Raw genomic sequence first — 21,876 nt, 5'->3', positions numbered from 1 at the left:
CACGGAGGGGAGTGGTCGTTGTCGTGCCCGGTGAACCTCCCGATTTCACGGTCGGGCCACGGGGATTACCGAACCTTCGGTAGGCTGGTGCCGAGCCGCACGTTCTGCGGCGGGTGTCCACGTCCTGGAAGGAACGCGCGAGATGGCAGCGGCAGGTCCGGTCCGAAGAGCGGGATCGCCTGGGCGACCAGGATACGATCTCGACTCGTTGCTTGCCGTTTCGGTGAAGGTGTTCAACGACAAGGGGTACGACGGCACCAGCATGGAGGCGCTCGCTCAGCGGCTCGGCATCACGAAGTCGTCGATCTATCACCATGTGTCCGGCAAGTCGGAGCTCCTGGAGCTCGCGCTGGCCCGGGCTCTCAATGCGCTCTTCGCGGTCACGACCGAGGATCAGGTGACCAGCGGGCGGTCCATCGATCGACTCGAGTACCTCGTTCGGCGAAGTGTCGAGGTGCTGGTGACCGAGCTTCCCTACGTGACATTGCTTCTCAGGGTTCGCGGGAACACTCTCGTCGAGAGACGTGCGCTCGCACGCCGGCGTGAATTCGATGTCTTCGTCAGTGATCTGGTGGTGGCCGCCGCCGAAGAAGGCGACCTCAGGCCGGGTATCGACCCGGCGCTCACGAGCCGGCTGGTTTTCGGAATGGTGAACTCGGATCCGAGGCGCCCCACGTCTTCTCAGGATGGTCGATTGTCGATCAGGCGACGAGCTTTGCCGATCGATCGGTCCAGGCTCCCCGGGGCCAGGACTTCCACGGCGACGGTGACACCGATGCGGTTCTTCACCAACTGCCGCAGCCGGGCGGCCTGCTGATCGGCCTCGTGAGTCGAGCTGTTCGGCCGGGACTCGACGCGGACGGTGAGCTCGTCCATGCGGCCGGGGCGGTCGAGAACGCACTGGAACTGGGGTGCCAGTCCGGTCACCGCGAGAATGAGCTCCTCGATCTGGGTCGGAAAGAGATTGACCCCGCGCAGGATGATCATGTCGTCGGTTCGCCCGGTCACCTTCTGCATGCGGCGCATCGTGCGCGCAGTTCCCGGTAGCAGTCGTGTGAGATCCCGGGTGCGGTAGCGAATGATCGGCATCGCCTCCTTGGTGAGGGAGGTGAAGACGAGTTCGCCCTCCTCGCCATCGGGCAGCACCTCGCCGGTGACCGGGTCGATCACCTCCGGGTAGAAGTGGTCCTCCCAGATGTGAAGGCCGTCCTTGGTTTCCACGCACTCCATCGCGACACCAGGACCCATGACCTCGGAGAGGCCGTAGATGTCGACGGCATCCATGTCCAACTGCTGCTCGAGTTCGCCGCGCATCTCCTCGGTCCACGGTTCTGCTCCGAACACGCCCGTGCGCAGGGACGTTCGGGCCGGATCGATTCCCTTGGCGAGCATCGCATCGACGATCGTGAGCATGTACGACGGGGTGACCATGATCGCATCCGGACGGAAGTCCTCGATCAGCTGGATCTGACGCTCGGTCATGCCCCCCGATATCGGAATGACCGTGCAGCCCAGCCTTTCCGCTCCGTAGTGGGCGCCGAGTCCACCGGTGAACAGTCCGTAGCCGTACGCGACGTGGACCTTGTCGGAGGGCTTCACGCCACCGGCGCGAAGGCTCCGCGCGATCAGGTCGGCCCAGTTGTCGAGGTCCGTCGCGGTGTACCCGACCACGGTGGGACGTCCCGTCGTGCCCGACGACGCATGAATTCGCGACACTTGGTCCTGTGGCACCGCGAACATTCCGAACGGGTAGTTGTCTCGCAGATCTGCCTTCGCGGTGAACGGGAACTTCGCGAGATCGCCGAGATCCTTCAGATCGCCGGGGTGAACCCCGGCGTCGTCGAACGCCTTCCGGTAGTGCGTGACGTTCTCGTAGGCGTGGCGCAGCGTCCACTGCAGGCGTTCGAGCTGTAGGGACGAGATGCGGTCGCGCGTGGCGAATTCGATGTCCTGTGACGGGGTGACGGTGCTGGTCATAGTGGTCTCCGGGTGCCGCGGTCGGGTGCGACTGGGGTCGATGTGGTGAGGGGCGGGGCCGGGCGGTCAGGCGTCGAAGTCGACGGTCACGTCGTCGCTGTCCGGATAGCTCTGGCAGGTGAGGACGAAGCCGGCATCGACCTCGTAGTCCTCGAGCGCGTAGTTGCGCCGCATGTCGACGTCTCCGTGGGTGACCTTCGCGCGGCAGGTTCCGCATACTCCGCCCTTGCAGGCGAACGGCAGATCCGATCGGTACTTCTCTGCTGCGTCGAGGATCGTCTCGTCCCGGGGCAACGTCGCGGTGGTCGAGCGTCCGTCGAGGACGAGGGTGACCTCGCTGCTGGGGCCGGTGACCCCTTCGTCACGGTGGCGTGTCGGGGGAGGGGGCACGTCGTCGACGTAGAACAGTTCGTGGTGGACACGCTTCGGGTCGACGCCCAGCTCGCCGAGTACGACTTCGGCATCGGTGACCATGCCGTACGGCCCGCACAACCAGAAATGATCGACACCGGCGATCGGCACCACGGCGCCGAAGATCGCGCGGAGCCGGTCGGCGTCGAGACGGCCGGTGAAGAGTTCCACCTCACGGGGCTCCCGAGACAGGACGTGGACGACGTGGAAGCGCGCACCGTATCGATCCTTGAGGTCGGCAATCTCCTCGGCGAACATCACCGAGCGCGTGCGCCGATTCCCGTAGAGGAGAACCACTTCGGTTTCGGGATTGGCGAGCATGGTCGCGGCGATCGAGAGCATCGGGGTGATCCCGGAGCCCGCCGCGATCAGGACGTGCCGGCCACCGACGGTGGGATCGGCGACGAACGATCCGGACGGGGGCTGGACATCGATCTTGTCGCCCCGGCGTACCCGGTGGACCAACCAGTTCGAGAAGAGCCCGTCGGCGACTTCGCGGACCCCGATTCGGGGGCTGGAACCGATTGGGGCGCAGATGGAGTACGAGCGGCGGTGCTCGACGCCGTCCACCGTGCGGCGGAGCGTGAGGGATTGGCCGGCACCGAACGCGAACTCCCCGGAGAGGTCGGCAGGAATCTCGAAGGTGACGGCGGCGGCGTCGTCGCACAACGCCTCCACTTCTGCGACCGTGAGGGTGTGGAAGGTCCTGTTGCGCGTCGAGACAGCGGGTTTCGTGGTGTCCACAGTGTCCATGTTCAGATCTCTTTCACATGATCGAAGGGCTCCAGGCAATCGAGGCACCGGTAGAGGGCCTTGCACAGTGTCGCCCCGAATTCGGAGTCGAGGCGGGTCTCGGCGCCACCGCACCGCGGGCATTCGATCGTCCGAGGCGCGGCGGTGAGCGTCAACGGCACCGGGCCCGCGCCGCGGCGTGGTGCCGGACCGGGCACGGAGTAGCCGTTCTCGTGCAGTTTCCGACGCCCCTCGTCGCTGATCCAGTCGGTGCTCCACGGAGGCGAGAGCGTGGTCCTCACCTCGACCGACGGGAAGCCAGCGAGCTGTAGACGGTGCTGGATGTCGTCGCGCATCGTCGCCATGGCGGGGCAACCCGAATAGGTGGGGGTGACGGTCACGACCACGGCACCGTCTGCGTCTACCTCGACATCGCGCAGGACCCCGAGATCCGCGAGGGTCAGCATCGGCATCTCGGGGTCGAGAACCGACTCCGCGATGCGCCGCGCATCGCGGACGTGCGGCTCGGCGTGGGTGGAAGCGGACATGTCACCACACGCCTTCCGGATGTGCCCGGGCGACCACCTGCATCTCGGCCAGGAGTAATCCGAGCGCTTCGCTGTGCAGGCCCTGACGGCCCGCGCGTCCTCCTACCGTGCCGGCGACGCGGCCGGTCGGCGCGGACAGCTCGGCAGCGTGCAACACCTGATCGAGAACCGTGTCGAACTCCTCCCGTAGTTCGCCGGGATCGACCGCCACACCCACCGCAGCGAGCCCGCGCTCCTCGCTGGTGGGGACGAAGAGCTCGTCGACGAACGGCCAGACACGGCTGAGGGCAGACTCCATCCGCGCCTTCGATTCGGCTGTGCCGCAACCGAGTGTGACGGCCCAGCGGGCGGCGTAGTCGCGGTGGTAGGTGAGTTCCTTGACGCCTTTGACGGCCACGGCGGCAAGGACCGGATCACGTGACTTCCGTAGCCGGTCGAGGAGTGCGAGTCGCCACGTCGAGAACACCAGCAGACGCGTCACGGTCTGCGCGAAGTCGCGGTTGTCGATCTCGGCGAGTCGGACGTTGCGAAACTGGTTCTCGTCGCGGAAGAAGGCGAGCGCATCCTCGCCCGGAAGCTGTGCAGTGTCGGAGATCCGCGGCACGACGGCCGCATCGGCCGCGGCCGCCCGAGCCAGGAGAAGGCGCGCCTGGCCGAGCAGATCGAGCGCGACGTTGGCGAGAGCGACCTCCTCCTCGAGTTCCGGTGCGCGCGTGATCCACTCGGTCAGGCGCTGCGAACTGATCAGCGCATCGTCGCCGAGCATCAGACAATAGGTGGCGAGCGCCGAGAGATCGACGTCGTCGGGGACCGTGGTGTCGACGCCGGCCAGTGGGTCGTCGAAGCTGGTGCCGAAGGCCCACTGGCCGTGGCTGTCCTCGTCGACGAGGCCGTCGAAGGCATGGTCGTGGTCGGTCATCGTGCATCCTCGAAGATTGTGGACGGCCGCGCGAGCGAGCCGGCCGGATCACATGTGGGGAACGTTGTCGGGGATTTCGTAGAAGGTGGGGTGGCGGTAGACCTTGTCGCCGCTCGGCGCGAAGTACGGATCCTTCTCGGACGGACTGGATGCCGCGATCGAGTTCGCCTGCACCACCCAGATACTCACGCCTTCGTTGCGCCTGGTGTACACGTCGCGGGCGTGCCTGAGCGCCATCTCGTCGTCGGCGGCGTGCAGCGAACCGACGTGGACGTGATTGAGTCCGCGCTTGCCGCGGAGGAATACCTCGTACAACGGCCAGTCGGCGCTGGTGACTCGGTCGGCTGCATTCATCGTGTGTTCTCCTTCGTGCTCGCCCGGCGGGCGAAGGCGGTCGCGGCCTCGCGTACCCAGGCGCCGTTTTCGTGAGCGGCCCGGCGATTGGCGATGCGCTCGACGTTGGACGCACCGTTCCCGCCGATCACCTGCATGAATTCGCTCCAGTCGGGTTCGCCGAAGTCGTACGCACCGCGCTCGGCGTTCCATTTCAGGTCGGGGTCCGGGAATGTCACACCCAGTGCTTCGGCCTGCGGTATGGACATGTCGACGAACCGCTGACGCAGTTCGTCGTTCGTGTGTCGCTTGATGCGCCACTTCATCGACTGCTCCGAGTTCGGTGACCGGTCGTCGGGCGGCCCGAACATCATCAGGGCCGGCCACCACCAGCGGTCGACCGATTCCTGCACCATCTCGCGCTGGGCGTCGGTGCCGCGCATCATCGTCATGAGCAGTTCGAAGCCCTGCCGCTGGTGGAACGATTCCTCCTTGCACACGCGGATCATCGCCCGCGCGTACGGACCGAAAGAACTGCGACACAACGGAACCTGATTACAGATCGCGGCACCGTCGACGAGCCAACCGATCACGCCGACATCGGCGAAGGTCAGGGTCGGATAGTTGAAGATCGACGAGTACTTCTGTCGCCCGTCGAGCAGCTTCTCGGTGAGGTCGCCGCGGTCGGCGCCGAGGGTTTCCGCCGCGGAGTACAGATACAGGCCGTGGCCGGCCTCGTCCTGCACCTTCGCGGTCAGGATCGCCTTGCGGCGCAACGACGGCGCCCGGGTCAGCCATGCGCCCTCGGGCTGCATGCCGATGATCTCGGAGTGCGCGTGCTGCGCGATCTGCCGGATCAGCGTCTTGCGGTAGCCCTCGGGCATCCAGTCCCGCGGCTCGACTCGCAGGTCGGCCGAGATGGTCTCCTCGAAGTGGCTCTGGAGCTCATTTTCTGCGATAGACGAGGTCATATGTCCTGCTTCTAATACCGAATGATCGGTTGGTGTGAGTATGCATGGAAGTGACGCGTGGCACAAGCGTGCGCGGCGCGGTCAGCGGCCTTCGAAGGACGGTGCGCGTTTGGCGAGGAACGCGTCGACCGCGGCGCGATGATCCGCCGATCGTCCCAGATCCTCTTGTGCCGCACGCTCACGCTCGAGCGCCTCGACGAGACCCGTGGACGACGCCGATACGAGGCGCTTCACGTGCATGTGGGCCGCGGTCGGTCCTGACGCGAGTTCGCCCGCCAGCACCCGGGCGGCATCGACGAGGTCGCCGTCGGGCACGACGCGGTGGACCAGACCCCAGTCGAGGGCCTGGGCGGCCGAGAACCGGTCGCCGAGCATCAACAGGCCCGTCGCACGGCTCGGACCGAGCATCTCGACCAGTGTGTGGCTCAATCCGGAATCGCTCGCCAGCCCGATCCCGGTGAAGGCGGTGGCGAACCTGGCGCTCTCCCCGGCGATCCGGATGTCTCCTGCCAGTGCGATGCCCAGGCCTGCCCCCACGCACGCGCCGTTGATCGCGACGACGACTGGTACGCGCACCGCGGCGAGCGTAGTGAGCAACGGGTTGTAGTGTGCGCCGACGGTGTCCATCGCGCGTGCGGGATCCGCCGCGAGGCCGGCGGCATGCTCGGCGAGATCCTGGCCGACGCAGAAGTTCCTGCCCTCGGCCTCGAGGAGGAGCGCGCGCACCGTTCGGTCTCCGGCTACCGTCTCGACCGCCGCCGACAGCTGTTCCTTCGCTGCGCGATCGAGCGCGTTGGACGCGCCGGGTCGGCGCAGGGTGATCGTTGCCAGGCCCGCAGTCGTGGACAGCCCGATCCTGTCGATACCGCTCATGGAATGCATCTCCTGTCAGTGGGATTCGGGCCCGAGTGTCGCCTCAGGACCAGTTGAAGAAGCCTCGGCCCGCCTTGCGGCCGAGTTCGCCTCGCGCCACCTTCTCGCGAAGGAGGGCGGGAGGCCTGAAGCGTTCACCGAGCGTCTCCGTCAGGTGCTCGGCGATGGCGAGTCGAACGTCGAGGCCCACGAGATCGGTGGAACGTAGCGGACCCATGGGGTGCCTGTATCCCAACTCCATTGCACGATCGATGGACTCGGCATCGGCGACACCTTCCTCGAGCATCCGGATCGCCTCGAGCCCGAGACAGACCCCGAGCCGGCTCGTCGCGAAGCCCGGCGAGTCGTTGACCAGCACCTGGGACTTGCCGAGCTGGGAGACCCACGTGCACACCCGCGCCACGACGGCGGTGTCGGTCGACGGAGTCCGGATGATCTCGACGAGCGTGGACGCCGGTACCGGATTGAAGAAGTGCATGCCGACCAGTCGGCGGGGATCATCCAGCACCGCACCGAGTGCGGCGATCGAGATCGAACTGGTGTTGGTCGCGATCACCGTCGCCGGATCGACCGTCTTCTCCACGAGGGAGAGCACACCCAGCTTGAGCTGCACGGATTCCGGGACAGCCTCGACCACGAGATCGAGTCTGGTGGGCAGCTCGTCCGGTGCGTCGACGAGCGACACACGCCCGAGCACCGTTGCCGGATCGGATTCGCCGAGCCTTCCGCGTTCGTGGGCGCGGTCCAGTCCGTCCGAGACCCGGGTCAGTGCCGCCTGTCGGTCGCCGCTCTCGGCGATGGTGACCGTGGAACCGAGCGTCGCGAACACCTGCGCGATGCCGGCGCCCATTCGTCCGCCACCGACGACACCGACGTGGCCGGGGATTGTGTTCGTCATTTCTTCTTCTCCAGAAAGGCCGTCATGCGGTCGTGTTTGTCCCGACTCTCGAACAACACCGCCTGGGCGATGTCGTCGGCGAAGGAGTGGGTCCCGGGTGCATCGGCGATCAGCTTGGTGAGCCTGAGCGCCAGCGGTGCGGAGCGGTTGATGCGATCGACGATGTCGTGTGCGGCAGCGACGTGTTCGCCGGGGGCCACGACGCTGATCACGAGCCCGCAGCGCAGCGCCGCCGCTGCGTCGAGGTTGCGGCCGGCGAGGAGCACCTGCTTGGCGATCGATTTGCCGACCAGTTCCTGCAGGCGATAGCTGGCGCCGGCGGCGGCCATGATGCCGAGACCCGGCTCGGGGTTGCCGAACACCGCGGTTTCCGTCGCGACACGGATGTCGCAGGCGTACGACAGTTCCGCTCCGCCGCCGAGCGCGAATCCGCTCACTGCTGCAACGGTGGGCATCGGCAGCCTGGCGATGCGGTCGAAGAGAGTGCGATTGATACCCGCGAGCGCCTCGTCGCGTCCCCGGTCCCGCAGTTCCGCGATATCGGCACCGCCCGCGAAGTGATCGCCGGATCCGCTGATCAACAACGGCTTGGGTGCGTCCTCGAGGAGCGCGCACACCCGGTGCAGTTCCGAGATCATCTCGGCGTTGATCGCGTTGCGTTGCTGCGGGCGATGGAGGGTGACCACCATCCGGTCGGCACGATCGTCGATCGTCAGGGTATTCACGGCGCCTCACTCGACAGGGGGGCCCGGGCGAGGGCACGGCCCGCGCGCTCGTGTGGGATGCGGGCTCCGCACATCGGGATTACTTGCACCACTTTCGTCTCCTTCGCAGTGTGCTCGTCTCAATTAATAACCGAACCTTCGGTCGGGACGCAAGGGTTCCGACGAATCCGGTCGGACGCGTGACCGGTGCTGAATATTGCATTGAACCTTGACAATCGGACGCCGTACTGGCGATTCTGATTACCGACCGAACGTACGGTGGAAAGAGGTTTTCGTGAGCAGGTTAGTGCAAAGTTACGTTGCCGGGAGCTGGTACACGGCTCCCGATGCTGGAACGCCGCTCCTGAGCGCGGTGGACGGTTCCGAGGTGGCACGCATCTCGTCGACCGGGCTCGACATCGCCGGGATGGTGGCGCATGCTCGTGCGGTCGGCGGGCCCGCCCTGGCCGAACTGACCTTCCACGAGCGCGCCGCAGCGCTGAAGGCGTTGGCCCTGACGCTCATGGCCGGCAAGGAAGAGTTCTACGAGCTGTCCACTGCCACCGGCGCGACGCGACGCGACTCCGGTGTCGACATCGACGGTGGCTTCGGAACCCTGCTGAGCTACGCGAGCAAGGCGCGGCGCGAACTACCGAACGACACCGTCCACCTCGACGGGCCCCATGAGCAACTCGGCAAGGCGGGGACCTTCCTCGGCCAGCACGTCTACACCTCGCGTCGCGGTGTCGCCGTCCAGATCAATGCGTTCAACTTCCCGGTGTGGGGCTTCCTCGAGAAGCTCGCGCCGGCATTCATCGCCGGAGTCCCGTCGATCGTGAAGCCGGCCAGCCAGACGGCCTATCTCACCGAACTGGTGTTCCGCCGCATCATCGAGTCCGGACTGCTGCCGGAAGGGTCGGTCCAGCTGCTGTCGGGTAGCGCGCGTGATCTGCTCGACCACCTCGGTGGGCAGGACTCGGTCGCGTTCACCGGATCCGCGGACACCGCGGCGATGCTGCGGGTCCATCCGAGAGTCGTCGCCGAGGGTGTGCACTTCAACGCCGAAGCGGATTCGCTCAACGCCTCCATTCTCGGTGCGGACGTCGAACCCGGCAGCGAGGAGTTCGAGCTCTACGTCAAACAGCTCGTCACGGAGATGACCGTCAAGGCCGGCCAGAAGTGCACTGCGATCCGCCGTGCCCTCGTTCCCTCGGGCCTCGTCGACGACGTGGTCGAGGCCGTGCGGGGCCGCCTGTCGCGGGTCGTGGTCGGGGCCCCCGATGCCGAGGGTGTCACGATGGGCGCCCTGGCGAGCATCGAGCAGCGCGATGAGGTGCTGAAAGCGCTTCGTGGACTGACGAAGTCGGCACGGATCGTGGTGGGGGATCCGGAGAACTTCGAGGTCGTGGGAGCGGACAGGCTGACCGGCGCCTTCCTGCCTCCGATCCTGCTGCGCTGCGATGACAAGGCCGCCGACGAGCCACACGACATCGAGGCGTTCGGGCCGGTGAGCACGGTGATCGGATACGATGGTACTTCCGAGCTGATCGAATTCGCGGCCCGCGGCAAGGGCAGCCTCGTGGCCTCCGTCGTCACCCGCGACGCCGGGCTCGCCCGCGACATCGTGCTGGGGCTCGCGCCCTTCCACGGCCGCGTCCTGGTTCTCAACCGGGACGATGCGCGGGAATCGACCGGACACGGCTCGCCGCTTCCCGTGCTCGTCCACGGTGGTCCGGGCCGCGCTGGTGGCGGTGAGGAGCTCGGTGGCATCCGTGGAGTCCTGCATCACATGCAGCGCACCGCGGTCCAGGCGACCCCCGACATCCTGACTGCCGTCGGCAATCGTTGGGTTCCCGGGTCGCGGCGAACCGACGACGGTGTCCATCCGTTCCGGAAGAATTTGGCGGAGTTGCGGATCGGTGACACGGTCGTCGGAGGACCGCGGCAGGTCACACTGGCGGACATCGACCATTTCGCGGAGTTCACCGGCGACACCTTCTATGCGCACACCGATCCTGATGCCGCGGCGGCGAACCCCCTCTTCGGCGGCATCGTCGCCCACGGCTACCTCGTGGTCTCGCTCGCGGCCGGGCTGTTCGTCGAGCCGAACCCGGGACCGGTCCTCGCGAACTTCGGCGTCGACAATCTGCGTTTTCTGACCCCGGTGAAGGCGGGCGACAGCCTCACCGTGACGTTGACCGCGAAGCTGATCACACCGCGCAGCAGCGCYGACTACGGCGAGGTGCGGTGGGATGCCGTGGTCGCGAATCAGGACGGCGATGCTGTCGCGACCTACGACGTCCTCACCCTCGTTGCCAAGGGAGCGTCCAGCGGTGGAGGGCGCTGACATGGGCTGCAGGGTGGTGGTCTGTTACGGCCACCCCGAGGATTCAGGTGCTTTCGACGCCCACTACCGCACCACGCACATTCCGTTGGCGCGCAAGATCCCCGGCCTGTCCGGCTACACGTGGGGAAAGTGCAGCGCACTCGACGGCGCCGCCCCTGCCTACTATGCGATTGCGTCGCTGTGCTTCCCCGATGCCGAGACGATGCACGCCGGACTGGCGTCGAAGGAGATGCGGGACGCCGCCAGGGATGTCCGCAACTTCGCCACCGGAGGGGTGACGATGTACACGCTGGAAGAGGAATCGGTGCACGGCGGGGAGGGAGAAGTATGACAGTCGAATTCCCCTCGGCGCAAGAGATGTTCGAGGCCGATGTGGCGTCCCGGGCGTTGGGGATCGAGGTGCGCGAACTGTTCCCGGGCCGTGCGGTCGCGTCGATGACGGTCCGCGAGACCATGGTGAACGGGCACGGAATCACGCACGGCGGATTCGTGTTCACCCTTGCGGACACGGCATTTGCGCTCGCGTGCAACGGGTACGACGAGCCGGCGGTCGCCGCTCGGGCGGACATCCGGTTCCTGGCCCCCACGCGACTGGGCGACGAGCTGATTGCCGAGGCGGTCGAGCGGGAACGCTACGGCCGCAACGGTATCTACGATGTCACCGTCCGGGTTCGAGGCAAGTCCGTCGCTGAGTTCCGTGGCGACAGTCGGTCCGTCGCGCGCTCTCGGTGAGCCGGCTTCCGGCCCCGGATTCCGGGACAGGAGCGCGCCCGCCGCAGCAGACACGCCGTGTCGGGTGCGCAGCCTGTGGGGCCGGACCAGGCCTGGAGTCCGACGCTGATGGCCGAAGTCCTTGCGGTTGATGGTGGTGAAGGCCTCGATTGATGTGGCCGTCACGCTGCTCGTTTGCGGTTCGTCACCCTGCCGGGCGGGAATCCGCGTATTCGTGCGGGGGGCCGCACGAACGCCCTCGCCCGGAGACCGATCGGTCTCGATTCTTCCTAGTGTCCGGTGGGGCCGACTCGGGCCTCTGGCCGGCAACCGGGTTTGTCGGACAGATACTTTCGGTGAGGAGAGTTGATGGGTGTATCGATGGCGCGTCGGGGGGCAGGCCTGGTTCTGGCCGCCGCGGCGATTGCCGGTGCGGGAGCGATGACGGCGGCGCCGGCGGGCGCTGCGCCGATGGCAGCCCAGCCGGGTCAGTTGACCGTCAACGGTGGTGGCGATGACGGGATGACCGGGTGGATCCAGGCCCAACCTGTCAATTGGGTCAGGTACGGGTCCACCTCGAATTATCCGGCACCCAATCTTGTCAACAGTGCCGGGCAAGTCACGGGTACGTTCCCTGGCGGTATCAGTCTCTTCGCGGGTTCAGGCGGCTACAACAGCGGCCATCGTATGTGGCAGATGGTGGACACGACCCCCTCTGCGGCATCGATCGACGCGGGCGCCGCGACGGCAAACGTGTCCGCACTGCTCGGTGGGTACCTGACCGACAACGACAAGGTCGAGATCAACTACAAATTCCTCGATGTCGACGGCACGGAGATCAGCAGCATCACGCTGCCGCCGGTAACGCCCGCAGAGCGAGGCAACGCTACCGGATTCGTGCGCCGGCAACAGTCCGCCCCAGTTCCCGCGGGCACGCGCCAAATCGGCGTCGAAGCAAACTTCTCGCCCGGAACGGACCTGAACGATACCGACGCTGTCGTGGACAACATCTTGCTGTTTCTGGATGCGCCGCTGGGGAATCTGCAGGTGACGACGTCGTCGGATGCGTCGGGTGCGGTGTCGGACGGCCAGGTGGTGAACTACACGACCACGTTCACGAACACCGGTGGTCAGCCGGTGGCTGTGGACCAGGCGCTGGTGTTGTCGGGTCTGCTCGACGATGCGGATCTGGTGTCGGGGCCGACGAGCAGCGATGCGGCGCTGACGGTGTCGCCGAACGGTGGCAACTACGGTGTCGCGGGCACGGTGGCGCCGGGGCAGTCGGTGACGGTGACCTATGCGGTGGCGGTCAAGCCGTTCGCGTCGCAGGGTGACCACAATCTCGTTGCGGCGGTGACGGATCCGGCTGCTGCTCCGGCGCAGGCTCCGGCCAGCTGCACGGGTATCGCCGTGTGTGCGGAGGTGCCCACGGCCGACAGCGCGGCCGTGCCGATGGTGAACCCGGCTGTCGCGGGTGGCGCGGCTGCGGTCGTACTCGCCGGTGGCGGCGTGTTCTGGGCGGTCCGTCGTCGGGCGACCGCGTCCTGACGGGCTGACATGACAGCGCACCCGTCACGGCTTGCACTTCTGCCGTGACGGGTGCGCAGTCTGTGGGGCCTGGATCAGGCCTGGAGGCCGGCCTCGATCTCGAGGTTGATGGCGATCTTGTCGCCGACGACGGCGCCGCCACCCTCGAGCGGCATCTCGATGCTGATGCCGAAGTCCTTGCGGTTGATGGTGGTGGAGGCCTCGAAACCGGCAACCGGGCCGTTGCCCATGCCCGGGTTGACGCCGAGGAACTCGAGCGCCAGCTCGACCGGCTTGGTCACACCGTGCAGCGTGAACTCGCCCTCGACCACGAAGTTCGAGCCCACGGGGCGAACGCCCGTGGAGACGAACGTGGCCGTCGGGAACTGCTCGACGTCGAAGAAATCGGCCGACTTGATGTGGCCGTCACGCTGCTCGCTGTTGGTGTCGATGGACGCGACCTGGATCTCGGCCTGCACGGACGGCAGACCGTCCTCGCCGACCGTGATCGAACCGCTGAAGTCGTTGAACGTGCCACGGACCTTGCTGACCACCAGGTGGCGGACCATGAAGCCGACGGTCGAGTGGGACTGGTCGATGGCCCAGGTGCCGGCGGACAGATTGGGCAGGGTGACGGCAGTGGTCATGTGTGTGCTCCCGATGCAAGTAGTTGAAACTTCAAAGACTGTGGTTACAACGGTGGCACTGGTCCGGGCATTCCGCAACCGGAGGTGACCTCGCTCACGCTGCGCGATTTGCGCACTTATCGGTGTTCGCGGCAGGGCGCGGGTACCGCTACGTGCGCGAATCGGGGGAGGGGGTGCGGGCGGATGCGGCGAGAACGGCCTGCAGTGTGGACGCCGTCACCGACTGGTCGAAGCCGACACCCCAGTGCGCGGTCCCGTCACCGTTGCCGCACTGGGCGTAGGTGACCGCGCGGCTGTCGCTGCCCGAGCCCACCGACTGCTGCCCGAATGAGAGCACCTCCACGGTGTGGCCGTGCTCGGCCAGGATCCGGGTGAGCGCCTCGACCGGCCCGCTGCCCGAGGCCTCGCCGGCCAGGGTCGAGTCGTCGAACTCGGCCCGCACCCGCAGGTGATCGCCGCCCTCTCGATGCTCGATCGACCACTGGCCCAGTCGGCCGTCGAAGCCGTACTCGGCGTGCAGCAACTCCCACAACTGCTCGGCGGTGATCTCCGCGCCGCTGTCGTCGGTGGCCCGCTGGACGCGTTTCGCGAAGTCGATCTGCAGTGGCCGCGGCAGGTCGATGCCGTACCCGGTCTGCAGCAGATACGCGATCCCGCCCTTGCCCGACTGGCTGTTCACGCGGATCACCGCCTCGTAGTCGCGACCCACGTCGCGTGGGTCGATCGGCAGATACGGCACGTCCCACGGCGCCGTGCTCGGATCGATTCCCGCCGCCTCGGCCGACGCGTAGTGGTGCGCGAATCCCTTCTTGATCGCGTCCTGGTGGGTGCCCGAGAACGCGGTGTACACCAGATCGCCGCCGTACGGGTGCCTCTCGTGCACGTCGATTCGGTTGCAGTGCTCCACGGTTCGCTTGACGGCATCGATGTCCGAGAAGTCGATCATCGGGTCGACGCCCTGCGCGTGCAGGTTGAGGGCAAGCGTCACCAGGTCGACGTTGCCGGTGCGCTCGCCGTTGCCGAACAGACAACCCTCCACGCGCTGTGCGCCGGCCAGTACCGCCAGTTCGGCGCACGCCACCCCGGTGCCGCGGTCGTTGTGCGGGTGCACCGACAGGATCACCGAGTCACGCCGCGCCAGGTTCCGGTGCATGTACTCGATCTGGTCGGCGTACACGTTGGGCGTCGAGATCTCCACCGTCGCAGGGAGGTTGTGGATCACCGGGCGGTCGGGGGAGGCGTCCCACAGTTCGGTCAGGCTGTTGCACACCTCCAGTACGTAATCGGGTTCGGTCAGGTTGAACACCTCGGGCGAGAACTCGAACCGCACCCCGGGCTGCCGCTCGCCGCAGCGGGCCACGTCCTGTGCGGCGTCGAAGATCAAGCGGTGCAGCGCCTCCCGGTCGTGGCCCAGGACCACGTCGCGCCACGTCGGCGCCGTCGCGGTGTACATGTGCAGCACCACGTTCGGCAGCCCGCGTACCGACTCGAAGGTGCGCTCGATGAGATCCGTTCGCGCCGCGGTGAACACGACGATCGTGACGTCGTCGGGCACCAGGGACTGCTCGGCCAGGTCGCGGACGAAGTCGAAGTCCGTCTGGCTGGCCGACGGGTAGCCGACCTCGATCTCCTTGTAGCCCATGGCGACCATCAGGTCGAAGAAGCGTCGCTTGCGGGCCGGGTCCATCGGTTCGGCGAGGGCCTGGTTGCCGTCGCGCAGATCGACCGGCACCCACAGCGGTGCGACGGTGGTGCGGGCGGTGGGCCACCGACGTTCGGTCAGCGGCACCGGAACCCGTTCGGAGTACGGGCGGTAGCGGTGGCTGGGCATGGACGACGGGCGCTGGCGATTCCAGTTCATGGCGTGACTCCTGTGCGGGTCGGAAGGGTCGACCGGCACGACGGAACCCCGCGGCGGGGTGCCGGTCCGGTCAGACCCCGCCGCGGCAGCCGAGGAGCAGTCCGCGATAAGCCATGCAGGCTAAGCTAGAGCAAAACAACTTGTCTGACAACCTGAGGAGTTTGGGTGACCGCCCCACTGACCCGCAGCCTGCTGGCCGATCAGGCCGCCGAACAGTTGCGACGCCGGCTGCAGGCGGGGGAGTGGGCGATCGGTTCGAAACTTCCCGGCGAGACCACCCTCGCCGCCGAACTCGGCATCGGACGGTCCACGATCCGCGAGGCGCTGCGGATGCTCGCCGGGCAGGGGATGCTGCGGCCGAAGCAGGGATCCGGTGTGTTCGTCGAACGGCTCGAACCCGACGCCGACGGCTGGGAGGCGGTGCTGCGGACCGAGGCGATCGCCGCCGTCGTCGAGGTGCGCACCGCGATCGAGGTGGAGGCCGCCCGGCTCGCGGCCTCCCGCGCCACCGCCACCGACATCGCCGCGATGCGCCGGGCCCTGGACCTGCGCGCGGCCGCCGCCGACGCACCCGACCGGGAGTTCGTCGACGCCGACATCGAGGTCCACCGCGYGGTCGTCCTGGCCGCGCACAACCCGGTGCTGACGGAGCTGTTCGAGACGTTCACGCCGCGACTGGCGGAGGCGCTCGTCGACATGATCGCGCTGCTCGGGCTGCGCGATCGGCACGCCGAACCGAACGCCGACGAGCATCTCGCGCTCGTCGAGGCCATCGCCGCCGGCGACGTCGAGCAGGCCGTCCGGGTCAGCCGCGCGCACCTCGAGGCGATGGCAGCCGACCTCGGTTGACGGCCGAGGTCACTCGACGGGCGGCCGTGGCATCTCGACGTGCGGATCGGGAATCGACGACGTCGGATCCGACACGTCCCGCCGCTCCGGCAACGCCGTCAGGTCGCGCTGTTCGAGTTCGACGTCGAACCCCGGATCCTCGGGCTGTCGATCGCGGAAGAGGAACAGGAAGACGATCCAGCCGACGATCGCGACGAGGATGAAGCTCACGCCGCGGTAGACGAACGCGGCCGCCACCGCCTGCGACGCGCTGATGCTCGCCGCGGTGGTGAGGGCGGCGATCAGTGTCGCGTCCACGTAGACCAGGCCGCCCGGCGCGCCCGGAATCGTCGCGACCGCCTTGCCTGCCGCGAAGGCGATCAGCAGTCCCGCGAGCAACGGATCGGCGCCGATCGCGAAGCATGCCGCACCCAGGCACACCACGTCCGCGACCCGGTGGACCGCCGACCAGCCCAGTGTCAGCGCCGCGTCACGCTTGCCCAGCTGGACCGAGTCGAGCTGCTCGATCGTGGTGCGCACCGCGTCCATGCCGGTGTCGGCGGGCTTGCCGCGTAGCCGGTTCACCCGGATCAGCACCCATCGCGCGGCGGCCCCGATCGAATCGGGATGCGCCGAGACGTACCGGCCCGCGTACAGCAGCGCGATCAGCCCGGCCACCGAGAACAACAGCGTGAACGGGCTCACCGACCCGCCGACCAGCAGCGCACCCGACACACCGATCAGCGCGAGACCCGCGGCCGCGATCACGCCGGAGATCGCGAGCTGCCACGACGCCACCAGCGGACTGGCACCCCAGCGTCGGGTCTCCTTGTACGTGAACGCCGTCGAGAAGACCTGCCCCGCGGGCAGGGTCAACGCCATCGCCGTCGACCCGTAGATCACCGCGACGGACTTGCGCTGGCTCACCGCCACACCGCCGGCGCGCAGCAGTTGCTTCTGGACGCGGCCGTAGCCACTCAGCGACACCGCCTGCGCGACGACACACAGCGCCAACCAGCCCCAATGGATCTCCGACAGGGCCTGCCACGACTCGTGCAGCCGCGGCCACAGATAGATGCCCTCGCCGATCAGCAGCGCCAGCAGCAGGACACCGGCCACCCACTTGAGCCACCAGAAGCGACCGCGCGGCCGACTCGTGTCGCCGCCTCGGGGGTCGGGCTCCGGCTGTGCCACGAGCCCAGCGTAACCAAGCCTGCTCACATCACTCCGGATACAGCACCGGCCACGCCAGATGCGTGTTGCGGCGACGGCCCCGCAACTGCACCTGATCACCCAGCTCCCAGTGCGCCTGCTCCTCGTCGTCGGCGAAGTACAGGGCGCTGGTCGATGCCAGGACCCGGCTCGGACGCAGCTTCGCCAGCTCGGTGAGACGCGCCGCCTCGTTCACCGGGTCGCCGATCACCGTGTACTCGAACCGCTCGGCCGCGCCGATGTTGCCGGCGACCGCGAGGCCCGCCGACACGCCGATGCCGATGTCGAGGCCGGTGATCTCGTTGAGCGCGAACCGCAGCTCGCGCGCCGCCGCCAGCGCCGCGGTCGGCGCGTCCGGACGGTCCAGCGGGGCGCCGAAGATCGCGAGCGCCGCGTCGCCCATGAACTTGTTGACGAACCCGTGATGCCGGTCCACGACGTCCACGATCACGCGGAAGAACTCGTTGAGCAGCTCGACGACCTCGCCCGGCGGACGTTCGGCCGCCGCACCGGTGGAACCGACCATGTCGACGAACAGGACCGCGACGAAACGGGTCTCGCCGCCCAGCTCGGTACCGAACTGCAGCGCGCGCCGGGCGACGTCCTCGCCGACGTGCTGACCGAACAGCTCACGCAGCAGCTTCCGCTCGTCGCCCTCGCGCATCATCCGGTTGAAGCCGACCTGCAGGCGACCGATCTCGGAGCCGTCGAACACCTCCACCCGCACGTCCGTCTCGCCGCGCTGCACCCGTTCGATCGCGCGGCGCAGCTGCCGGATCGGATCGGAGATCTGACTGGCGGTGAGCATCGACAATGCGAACGCCTGGCCGATCGTCATGATCGACAGCAGCAGGATCGCCCACGCCAGTGCTCCCGGCGAGAACTCGAGATCGGTGGTCAGCTGGGTGACACACAGCAGGATGATGCCGATGACCGGCATCAGTGTGCCCAGCCCCCACGTCATCGCCAGCCGGGTGCCGACGCCGGGCGCCATCGTCCGGTCGAACTGGCCCTCGCTGAGCGCCTGCGCCGCGACGGGACGCAGGATCCGCTCGCCGAGCATGTACGTGAAGCCGAACGTCGTGGTCGCGGCCATGCAGACCGTGACGACGACGGCCACCGCGAGTTCCGGCATCTCCTCGACGGTCAGCAGTACGAAGATCACGCCGCCGAGGAACCACAACACCAGATGCACGATCGCCTGACGAAGCGGCGCGTGCAGCGCGGCCATCTGCTCACCACGCGTCGGCGGCCCGCCCCGCAGCTGCCAGCGGATCACCGACCGCAGCATCATCGCCGCGGCCGTCAGACTCACGACGCCGGCGAAGACGAGGTACGTGCTGAATACGGCGAAGTTCCGGACGTGGTCGTTGATGATGTCGGCCGACTCCGGAATCGGGATGCCGTACCGGACGAACGCGAACACCAACACCGCGCCGATCAGGTTCGCCCCGAGCATCGAGAGCATGTAGAGAGGCCAACGACTGCGAATCGTCAGCGCCACTGCTCGGTACGAAGCCCACACGACCTCATAATTTAGCGGGACATCCTTCGCGGCCCGGCAGCGCACACGGTTGCCGCGCCAGACGGTCGTTTCGCCGCCACCGACGGTCGTCCTCCCGATACGCTCGCGCGGTGAGCGACAAGGATCCGGAAGAGGCCGCCCCACCGGCGGAATCGGAGGCGTCCGCGGTGCCGACGACGGCGCCGGCCCGGCCGGTGTCGGACGCCGTCCACCCGCTCGTCCGAATCGGCGCAGCGTGGACGTGGCGCCTGCTGGTGCTGTTCGCCGGACTGCTCGCCCTCGGGTTCGTCGTCTCGAAGCTCGAGGCGGTCGTCATCCCGGTCGCGATCGCGCTGCTCGCGTCGGCGCTGTTGATGCCCGCCGTGGACTGGATGCACCGCCGCGGTGTGCCCCGCTCAGGCGCCGTGATCATCGCGGTCGTCGGCACGATGGGCGTCGTCGGCGCGATCCTGGCGTTCGTCGTGGAACAGTTCGTCGAGGGGCTGCCCGTCCTGAGCGACCAGTTCACCGCCAGCGTCACCACGGTGCAGGACTGGCTCACCGAGGGGCCGCTGCACTTCAGCGAGGACCAGATCCGGCACGCCGGCGACAACGTCGTCAAGGCCATCCAATCCAATCAGGAGGCGCTGACCAGCGGTGCGCTCACCACCGCGACCGTCGTCGGGGAGATCTTCGCCGGCGCGTTCCTCACCCTGTTCACGCTCATCTTCTTCCTGTACGGCGGCGACCAGGTGTGGGAGTTCGTCACCCGGCTGATCCCGAGGAGCCAGCGCGGACGCGTCCGCCTGGCCGGGCGGCAGGGATTCAACTCCCTGGTCGGCTACACCCGGGCGACGGTGGCCGTGGCCGCGGCCGACGCGATCGGCATCGGCGCAGGGCTCGCGATCCTCGGGGTGCCGCTCGCACTGCCCCTCGCCTCGCTCGTCTTCATCGGTGCGTTCATCCCGATCGTCGGCGCCTTCGTCACCGGCTTCCTCGCCGTCCTGGTCGCCCTGGTGACCAAGGGCCTGCTCACCGCCCTGATCGTGCTCGGCATCATCATCGGCATCATGCAGCTCGAAGGGCACGTGCTGCAGCCGCTGCTGCTCGGCCGCGCGGTGCGCCTGCATCCTCTCGCCGTGGTCCTCGCGATCACCACCGGCATCGTGCTCGCGGGCATCGTCGGCGGCCTGCTGGCCGTTCCGATCGTCGCGTTCCTGAACACGGCAGTTCGCTCGCTGTGCGCCGAGGACCAGGAGGAGGCCGAGGAGGCCTACGAGTCCCTCGCCAGCACCGACCCGTCGGTGCCGATGTTCCCCGCGACACCGGACGAACCCGATGACGGCGACCTCGGGCGACCCGCCGCACCACGCGACTGAGAACTATCCTTGCCGGAATGGAGGCAAGAGATCTGCGGGTATCGGACGCGGAACGCGAACACGTCGGTGAGTTGCTGCAACGCGCGGTGGGTCAGGGAATGCTGTCGCTCGGCGAGTTCACCGAACGGATGGACACCGCGCTGGCGGCGAAGACCCGCGGTGAGCTGAACGCGGTGCTCGTCGATCTGCCCGGAATGCAGATCGACCCGGCCTACTTCGCCGGCCAGCACCCGACGTCGGCGCCGGTCCCCGCGGCACCGGTTCCTCCGCCCGCGACGGTCCCGGTCGCGGGCCCGCCGACCGGGTACGCCACCGGACACCCGGCGCAGCAGCCCCTGGTCATCCGCAGTCGCATGTCGACGATCACCCGCAAGGGCCGCTGGAACGTCCCGCCGACCCTGTTCCTCGACTCCCGGATGGGCACCTCGACCCTCGACTTCACCGAGGCCGTCATGCAGACACAGGTGGTTCATCTGACCGTCGACGACTACTGCGGGTCGGTGACGCTGGTCGTTCCGACCGAGGCGACCGTCGACCTCAACGGGGTCGACGCCGTCGCGGGCTCGGTGTCGAACAAGGTCCGGACCGGCCCGCCCTACGGGCCGCTGCACCTCGTGGTGCGGGGTCGGATCCGGTTCGGGTCGATCACCGCGCGCCATCCGTACGGCACGGCGCTGCGCAAGATGCTCGGCAGCTGACGGTCAGTCGTCGTCGCGGTGGCGGGCGAGCAGCTCGCTGACGCTCACCGCGACACCGTCACCGCGACGATGGCGCCCGGTGTCGGTGTCGGACAGATCGTCGTTTGCGCCGTGCCGAGCCGCGGGCTCTGGTGCCGGGACCGGCTCTGGTGCCGGGACCGGCTCGGGTGCCGGCGCCGGCCGGGGCTCCGGGGCGGGTGCGGGTTCGGCGGCGGCAGGCTTCACGACCGGCATGACACCGGTGTTCGGTGCCCGCAGCGCGGCCAGCCACGCGACCTCTCCGTCGTCGTCCGAGGTGGACGGCCGCGGACGTCTCTCGGGCTTCGGGGCAGGGGCGGCCGCGACCGGTTCCGGGGTCGGCGGCGCGGTCGGTTGCTGCGGCTGCTCGGACGGTTCGGGTCGCGTAGCGCCGCGACGCGGCGTGGCCGCACGGGCCCGCGGGGTCGTCGGGATCCGGGGGATCGGCTGCGTCAGGGGGTCGGAGTCACGAGTCGCGCCGGCCGGAGCCACAGCGAGGACCTGCTCGGGGTTGGGCGCAGCGGCCGGTGCATCCGTCGCTGTCAGCTCGGGAACGTCACTCGGGAGTTCGCTGTCGAGGATCGGTTCGCCCAGCCCGACCTTCTCCTGGATGCGCCTCATCCAGGCAGGCGCCCACCAGCAGTCGTCGCCGAGCAGCTTCATCACCGCCGGCACCAGGAACATGCGGATCAGGGTCGCGTCGATGACGAGCGCCGAGATCATGCCGTACGCGATGTACTTCATCATCACCAGCTCGGAGAATCCGTCGGAGAATCCG

At 67.9% G+C, this 21,876-nt stretch carries 20 protein-coding genes and 2 pseudogenes; 8 read left to right on the top strand and 14 right to left on the bottom strand.

Annotation, left to right across the window (positions count from 1 at the left end):
• Positions 1-142: 142 nt before the first annotated feature.
• Positions 143-658 (top strand): annotated as a pseudogene (locus AB4Z09_RS18440) (TetR/AcrR family transcriptional regulator); the annotation flags it as partial.
• 23 nt (positions 659-681) lie between these two features.
• Here the strand turns inward: AB4Z09_RS18440 and paaK are convergent.
• From paaK to AB4Z09_RS18395, 9 genes are all read right to left on the bottom strand, one after another.
• The gene (gene paaK / locus AB4Z09_RS18435) at positions 682-1,977 is read right to left on the bottom strand and encodes a phenylacetate--CoA ligase PaaK (RefSeq protein ID WP_114723289.1); all 1,296 of its coding nucleotides are present in this window, start codon (positions 1,975-1,977) and stop codon (positions 682-684) included.
• A gap of 66 nt (positions 1,978-2,043) precedes the next feature.
• Complete coding sequence (paaE, locus tag AB4Z09_RS18430) at positions 2,044-3,141, bottom strand: 1,2-phenylacetyl-CoA epoxidase subunit PaaE (protein WP_442240392.1); 1,098 nt, start codon at positions 3,139-3,141, stop codon at positions 2,044-2,046.
• Positions 3,142-3,143: 2 nt separating this feature from the next.
• Positions 3,144-3,668 carry a 1,2-phenylacetyl-CoA epoxidase subunit PaaD gene (paaD, locus tag AB4Z09_RS18425; protein WP_114723291.1) on the bottom strand — a complete coding sequence of 175 codons (525 nt, stop codon included), beginning with the start codon at positions 3,666-3,668 and terminating at the stop codon, positions 3,144-3,146.
• Position 3,669: 1 nt separating this feature from the next.
• Positions 3,670-4,587 carry a 1,2-phenylacetyl-CoA epoxidase subunit PaaC gene (gene paaC, locus AB4Z09_RS18420; RefSeq protein ID WP_442240391.1) on the bottom strand — a complete coding sequence of 306 codons (918 nt, stop codon included), beginning with the start codon at positions 4,585-4,587 and terminating at the stop codon, positions 3,670-3,672.
• Positions 4,588-4,635: 48 nt separating this feature from the next.
• Positions 4,636-4,941 (bottom strand): 1,2-phenylacetyl-CoA epoxidase subunit PaaB, encoded by a 306-nt coding sequence (paaB, locus tag AB4Z09_RS18415; RefSeq protein ID WP_114723293.1) that lies wholly within the window; start codon positions 4,939-4,941, stop codon positions 4,636-4,638.
• Positions 4,938-5,891 carry a 1,2-phenylacetyl-CoA epoxidase subunit PaaA gene (paaA, locus tag AB4Z09_RS18410; RefSeq protein ID WP_174913308.1) on the bottom strand — a complete coding sequence of 318 codons (954 nt, stop codon included), beginning with the start codon at positions 5,889-5,891 and terminating at the stop codon, positions 4,938-4,940. Before paaA ends, paaB begins: the two co-directional genes overlap by 4 nt.
• 81 nt (positions 5,892-5,972) lie before the next feature.
• On the bottom strand, positions 5,973-6,764 hold the full coding sequence (locus tag AB4Z09_RS18405; protein ID WP_442240390.1) for an enoyl-CoA hydratase-related protein: 792 nt from the start codon (positions 6,762-6,764) through the stop codon (positions 5,973-5,975).
• A 43-nt stretch (positions 6,765-6,807) separates the two neighbouring features.
• Positions 6,808-7,662 carry a 3-hydroxyacyl-CoA dehydrogenase family protein gene (locus AB4Z09_RS18400; protein ID WP_442240389.1) on the bottom strand — a complete coding sequence of 285 codons (855 nt, stop codon included), beginning with the start codon at positions 7,660-7,662 and terminating at the stop codon, positions 6,808-6,810.
• Positions 7,659-8,387 carry an enoyl-CoA hydratase/isomerase family protein gene (locus AB4Z09_RS18395; RefSeq protein WP_114723297.1) on the bottom strand — a complete coding sequence of 243 codons (729 nt, stop codon included), beginning with the start codon at positions 8,385-8,387 and terminating at the stop codon, positions 7,659-7,661. Before AB4Z09_RS18395 ends, AB4Z09_RS18400 begins: the two co-directional genes overlap by 4 nt.
• Positions 8,388-8,661: 274 nt before the next feature.
• Here AB4Z09_RS18395 and paaZ point away from each other — a divergent pair, with 274 nt between their 5' ends.
• The 4 genes from paaZ to AB4Z09_RS18375 all read left to right on the top strand — a co-directional run bounded on the left by paaZ (position 8,662) and on the right by AB4Z09_RS18375 (position 12,972).
• On the top strand, positions 8,662-10,713 hold the full coding sequence (gene paaZ / locus AB4Z09_RS18390) for a phenylacetic acid degradation bifunctional protein PaaZ (protein ID WP_442240388.1): 2,052 nt from the start codon (positions 8,662-8,664) through the stop codon (positions 10,711-10,713).
• Position 10,714: 1 nt separating this feature from the next.
• On the top strand, positions 10,715-11,044 hold the full coding sequence (locus AB4Z09_RS18385; RefSeq protein ID WP_114723364.1) for an EthD family reductase: 330 nt from the start codon (positions 10,715-10,717) through the stop codon (positions 11,042-11,044).
• Positions 11,041-11,445 carry a hydroxyphenylacetyl-CoA thioesterase PaaI gene (paaI, locus tag AB4Z09_RS18380; protein ID WP_442240387.1) on the top strand — a complete coding sequence of 135 codons (405 nt, stop codon included), beginning with the start codon at positions 11,041-11,043 and terminating at the stop codon, positions 11,443-11,445. Before AB4Z09_RS18385 ends, paaI begins: the two co-directional genes overlap by 4 nt.
• Before the next feature lie 675 nt (positions 11,446-12,120).
• Positions 12,121-12,972, top strand: coding sequence for a DUF7927 domain-containing protein (locus AB4Z09_RS18375; RefSeq protein WP_114723300.1), 852 nt, complete (start codon positions 12,121-12,123; stop codon positions 12,970-12,972).
• A 74-nt stretch (positions 12,973-13,046) separates the two neighbouring features.
• Here the strand turns inward: AB4Z09_RS18375 and AB4Z09_RS18370 are convergent, their stop codons facing one another.
• Together AB4Z09_RS18370 and AB4Z09_RS18365 are read right to left on the bottom strand one after the other, a co-directional pair.
• A complete protein-coding gene (locus tag AB4Z09_RS18370; protein WP_442240386.1) occupies positions 13,047-13,598 on the bottom strand; it encodes a YceI family protein in 552 nt (183 codons plus the stop codon).
• 148 nt (positions 13,599-13,746) lie between these two features.
• Positions 13,747-15,459, bottom strand: coding sequence for a 2-isopropylmalate synthase (locus tag AB4Z09_RS18365; protein WP_442240385.1), 1,713 nt, complete (start codon positions 15,457-15,459; stop codon positions 13,747-13,749).
• 165 nt (positions 15,460-15,624) lie between these two features.
• Between AB4Z09_RS18365 and AB4Z09_RS18360 the strand changes: the two genes are divergently transcribed.
• Positions 15,625-16,308: a FadR/GntR family transcriptional regulator gene (locus tag AB4Z09_RS18360; protein ID WP_442240384.1), complete on the top strand. Its 684-nt coding sequence runs from the start codon at positions 15,625-15,627 to the stop codon at positions 16,306-16,308.
• A gap of 9 nt (positions 16,309-16,317) precedes the next feature.
• Here the strand turns inward: AB4Z09_RS18360 and AB4Z09_RS18355 are convergent, their stop codons facing one another.
• Both AB4Z09_RS18355 and AB4Z09_RS18350 read right to left on the bottom strand, forming a co-directional pair.
• Positions 16,318-17,481: a lysylphosphatidylglycerol synthase transmembrane domain-containing protein gene (locus AB4Z09_RS18355; RefSeq protein WP_442240383.1), complete on the bottom strand. Its 1,164-nt coding sequence runs from the start codon at positions 17,479-17,481 to the stop codon at positions 16,318-16,320.
• A gap of 28 nt (positions 17,482-17,509) precedes the next feature.
• Positions 17,510-18,967 (bottom strand): adenylate/guanylate cyclase domain-containing protein, encoded by a 1,458-nt coding sequence (locus AB4Z09_RS18350; RefSeq protein ID WP_442240382.1) that lies wholly within the window; start codon positions 18,965-18,967, stop codon positions 17,510-17,512.
• Positions 18,968-19,191: 224 nt separating this feature from the next.
• Between AB4Z09_RS18350 and AB4Z09_RS18345 the strand changes: the two genes are divergently transcribed.
• Positions 19,192-20,382, top strand: coding sequence for an AI-2E family transporter (locus AB4Z09_RS18345; protein ID WP_114723365.1), 1,191 nt, complete (start codon positions 19,192-19,194; stop codon positions 20,380-20,382).
• A gap of 17 nt (positions 20,383-20,399) precedes the next feature.
• Positions 20,400-21,080, top strand: coding sequence for a DUF1707 SHOCT-like domain-containing protein (locus AB4Z09_RS18340; protein ID WP_114723306.1), 681 nt, complete (start codon positions 20,400-20,402; stop codon positions 21,078-21,080).
• A gap of 3 nt (positions 21,081-21,083) precedes the next feature.
• Here the strand turns inward: AB4Z09_RS18340 and AB4Z09_RS18335 are convergent.
• A pseudogene (locus tag AB4Z09_RS18335) lies at positions 21,084-21,876 on the bottom strand (MMPL family transporter); the annotation flags it as partial.

Source organism: Rhodococcus sp. TAF43, assembly GCF_052113525.1.
GTDB lineage: Bacteria > Actinomycetota > Actinomycetes > Mycobacteriales > Mycobacteriaceae > Prescottella.
Note: the sequence above shows the minus strand (reverse complement) of the source record. Positions and strands in the feature narration are given on the sequence as shown.

Excerpts from the sequence above, each read along its gene's own strand:
- AB4Z09_RS18400 (WP_442240389.1), bottom strand. The coding sequence starts at position 7,662 with ATGACGAACACAATCCCCGGCCACGTCGGTGTCGTCGGTGGCGGACGA.
- AB4Z09_RS18385 (WP_114723364.1), top strand. The coding sequence starts at position 10,715 with ATGGGCTGCAGGGTGGTGGTCTGTTACGGCCACCCCGAGGATTCAGGT.
- paaI (WP_442240387.1), top strand. The coding sequence starts at position 11,041 with ATGACAGTCGAATTCCCCTCGGCGCAAGAGATGTTCGAGGCCGATGTG.
- AB4Z09_RS18340 (WP_114723306.1), top strand. The coding sequence starts at position 20,400 with ATGGAGGCAAGAGATCTGCGGGTATCGGACGCGGAACGCGAACACGTC.
- AB4Z09_RS18370 (WP_442240386.1), bottom strand. The coding sequence starts at position 13,598 with ATGACCACTGCCGTCACCCTGCCCAATCTGTCCGCCGGCACCTGGGCC.
- paaB (WP_114723293.1), bottom strand. The coding sequence starts at position 4,941 with ATGAATGCAGCCGACCGAGTCACCAGCGCCGACTGGCCGTTGTACGAG.
- AB4Z09_RS18350 (WP_442240382.1), bottom strand. The coding sequence starts at position 18,967 with ATGCTCTCGATGCTCGGGGCGAACCTGATCGGCGCGGTGTTGGTGTTC.
- paaK (WP_114723289.1), bottom strand. The coding sequence starts at position 1,977 with ATGACCAGCACCGTCACCCCGTCACAGGACATCGAATTCGCCACGCGC.
- AB4Z09_RS18375 (WP_114723300.1), top strand. The coding sequence starts at position 12,121 with ATGGTGGACACGACCCCCTCTGCGGCATCGATCGACGCGGGCGCCGCG.
- AB4Z09_RS18365 (WP_442240385.1), bottom strand. The coding sequence starts at position 15,459 with ATGAACTGGAATCGCCAGCGCCCGTCGTCCATGCCCAGCCACCGCTAC.
- paaA (WP_174913308.1), bottom strand. The coding sequence starts at position 5,891 with ATGACCTCGTCTATCGCAGAAAATGAGCTCCAGAGCCACTTCGAGGAG.
- paaE (WP_442240392.1), bottom strand. The coding sequence starts at position 3,141 with ATGGACACTGTGGACACCACGAAACCCGCTGTCTCGACGCGCAACAGG.
- paaC (WP_442240391.1), bottom strand. The coding sequence starts at position 4,587 with ATGACCGACCACGACCATGCCTTCGACGGCCTCGTCGACGAGGACAGC.
- AB4Z09_RS18405 (WP_442240390.1), bottom strand. The coding sequence starts at position 6,764 with ATGAGCGGTATCGACAGGATCGGGCTGTCCACGACTGCGGGCCTGGCA.
- paaD (WP_114723291.1), bottom strand. The coding sequence starts at position 3,668 with ATGTCCGCTTCCACCCACGCCGAGCCGCACGTCCGCGATGCGCGGCGC.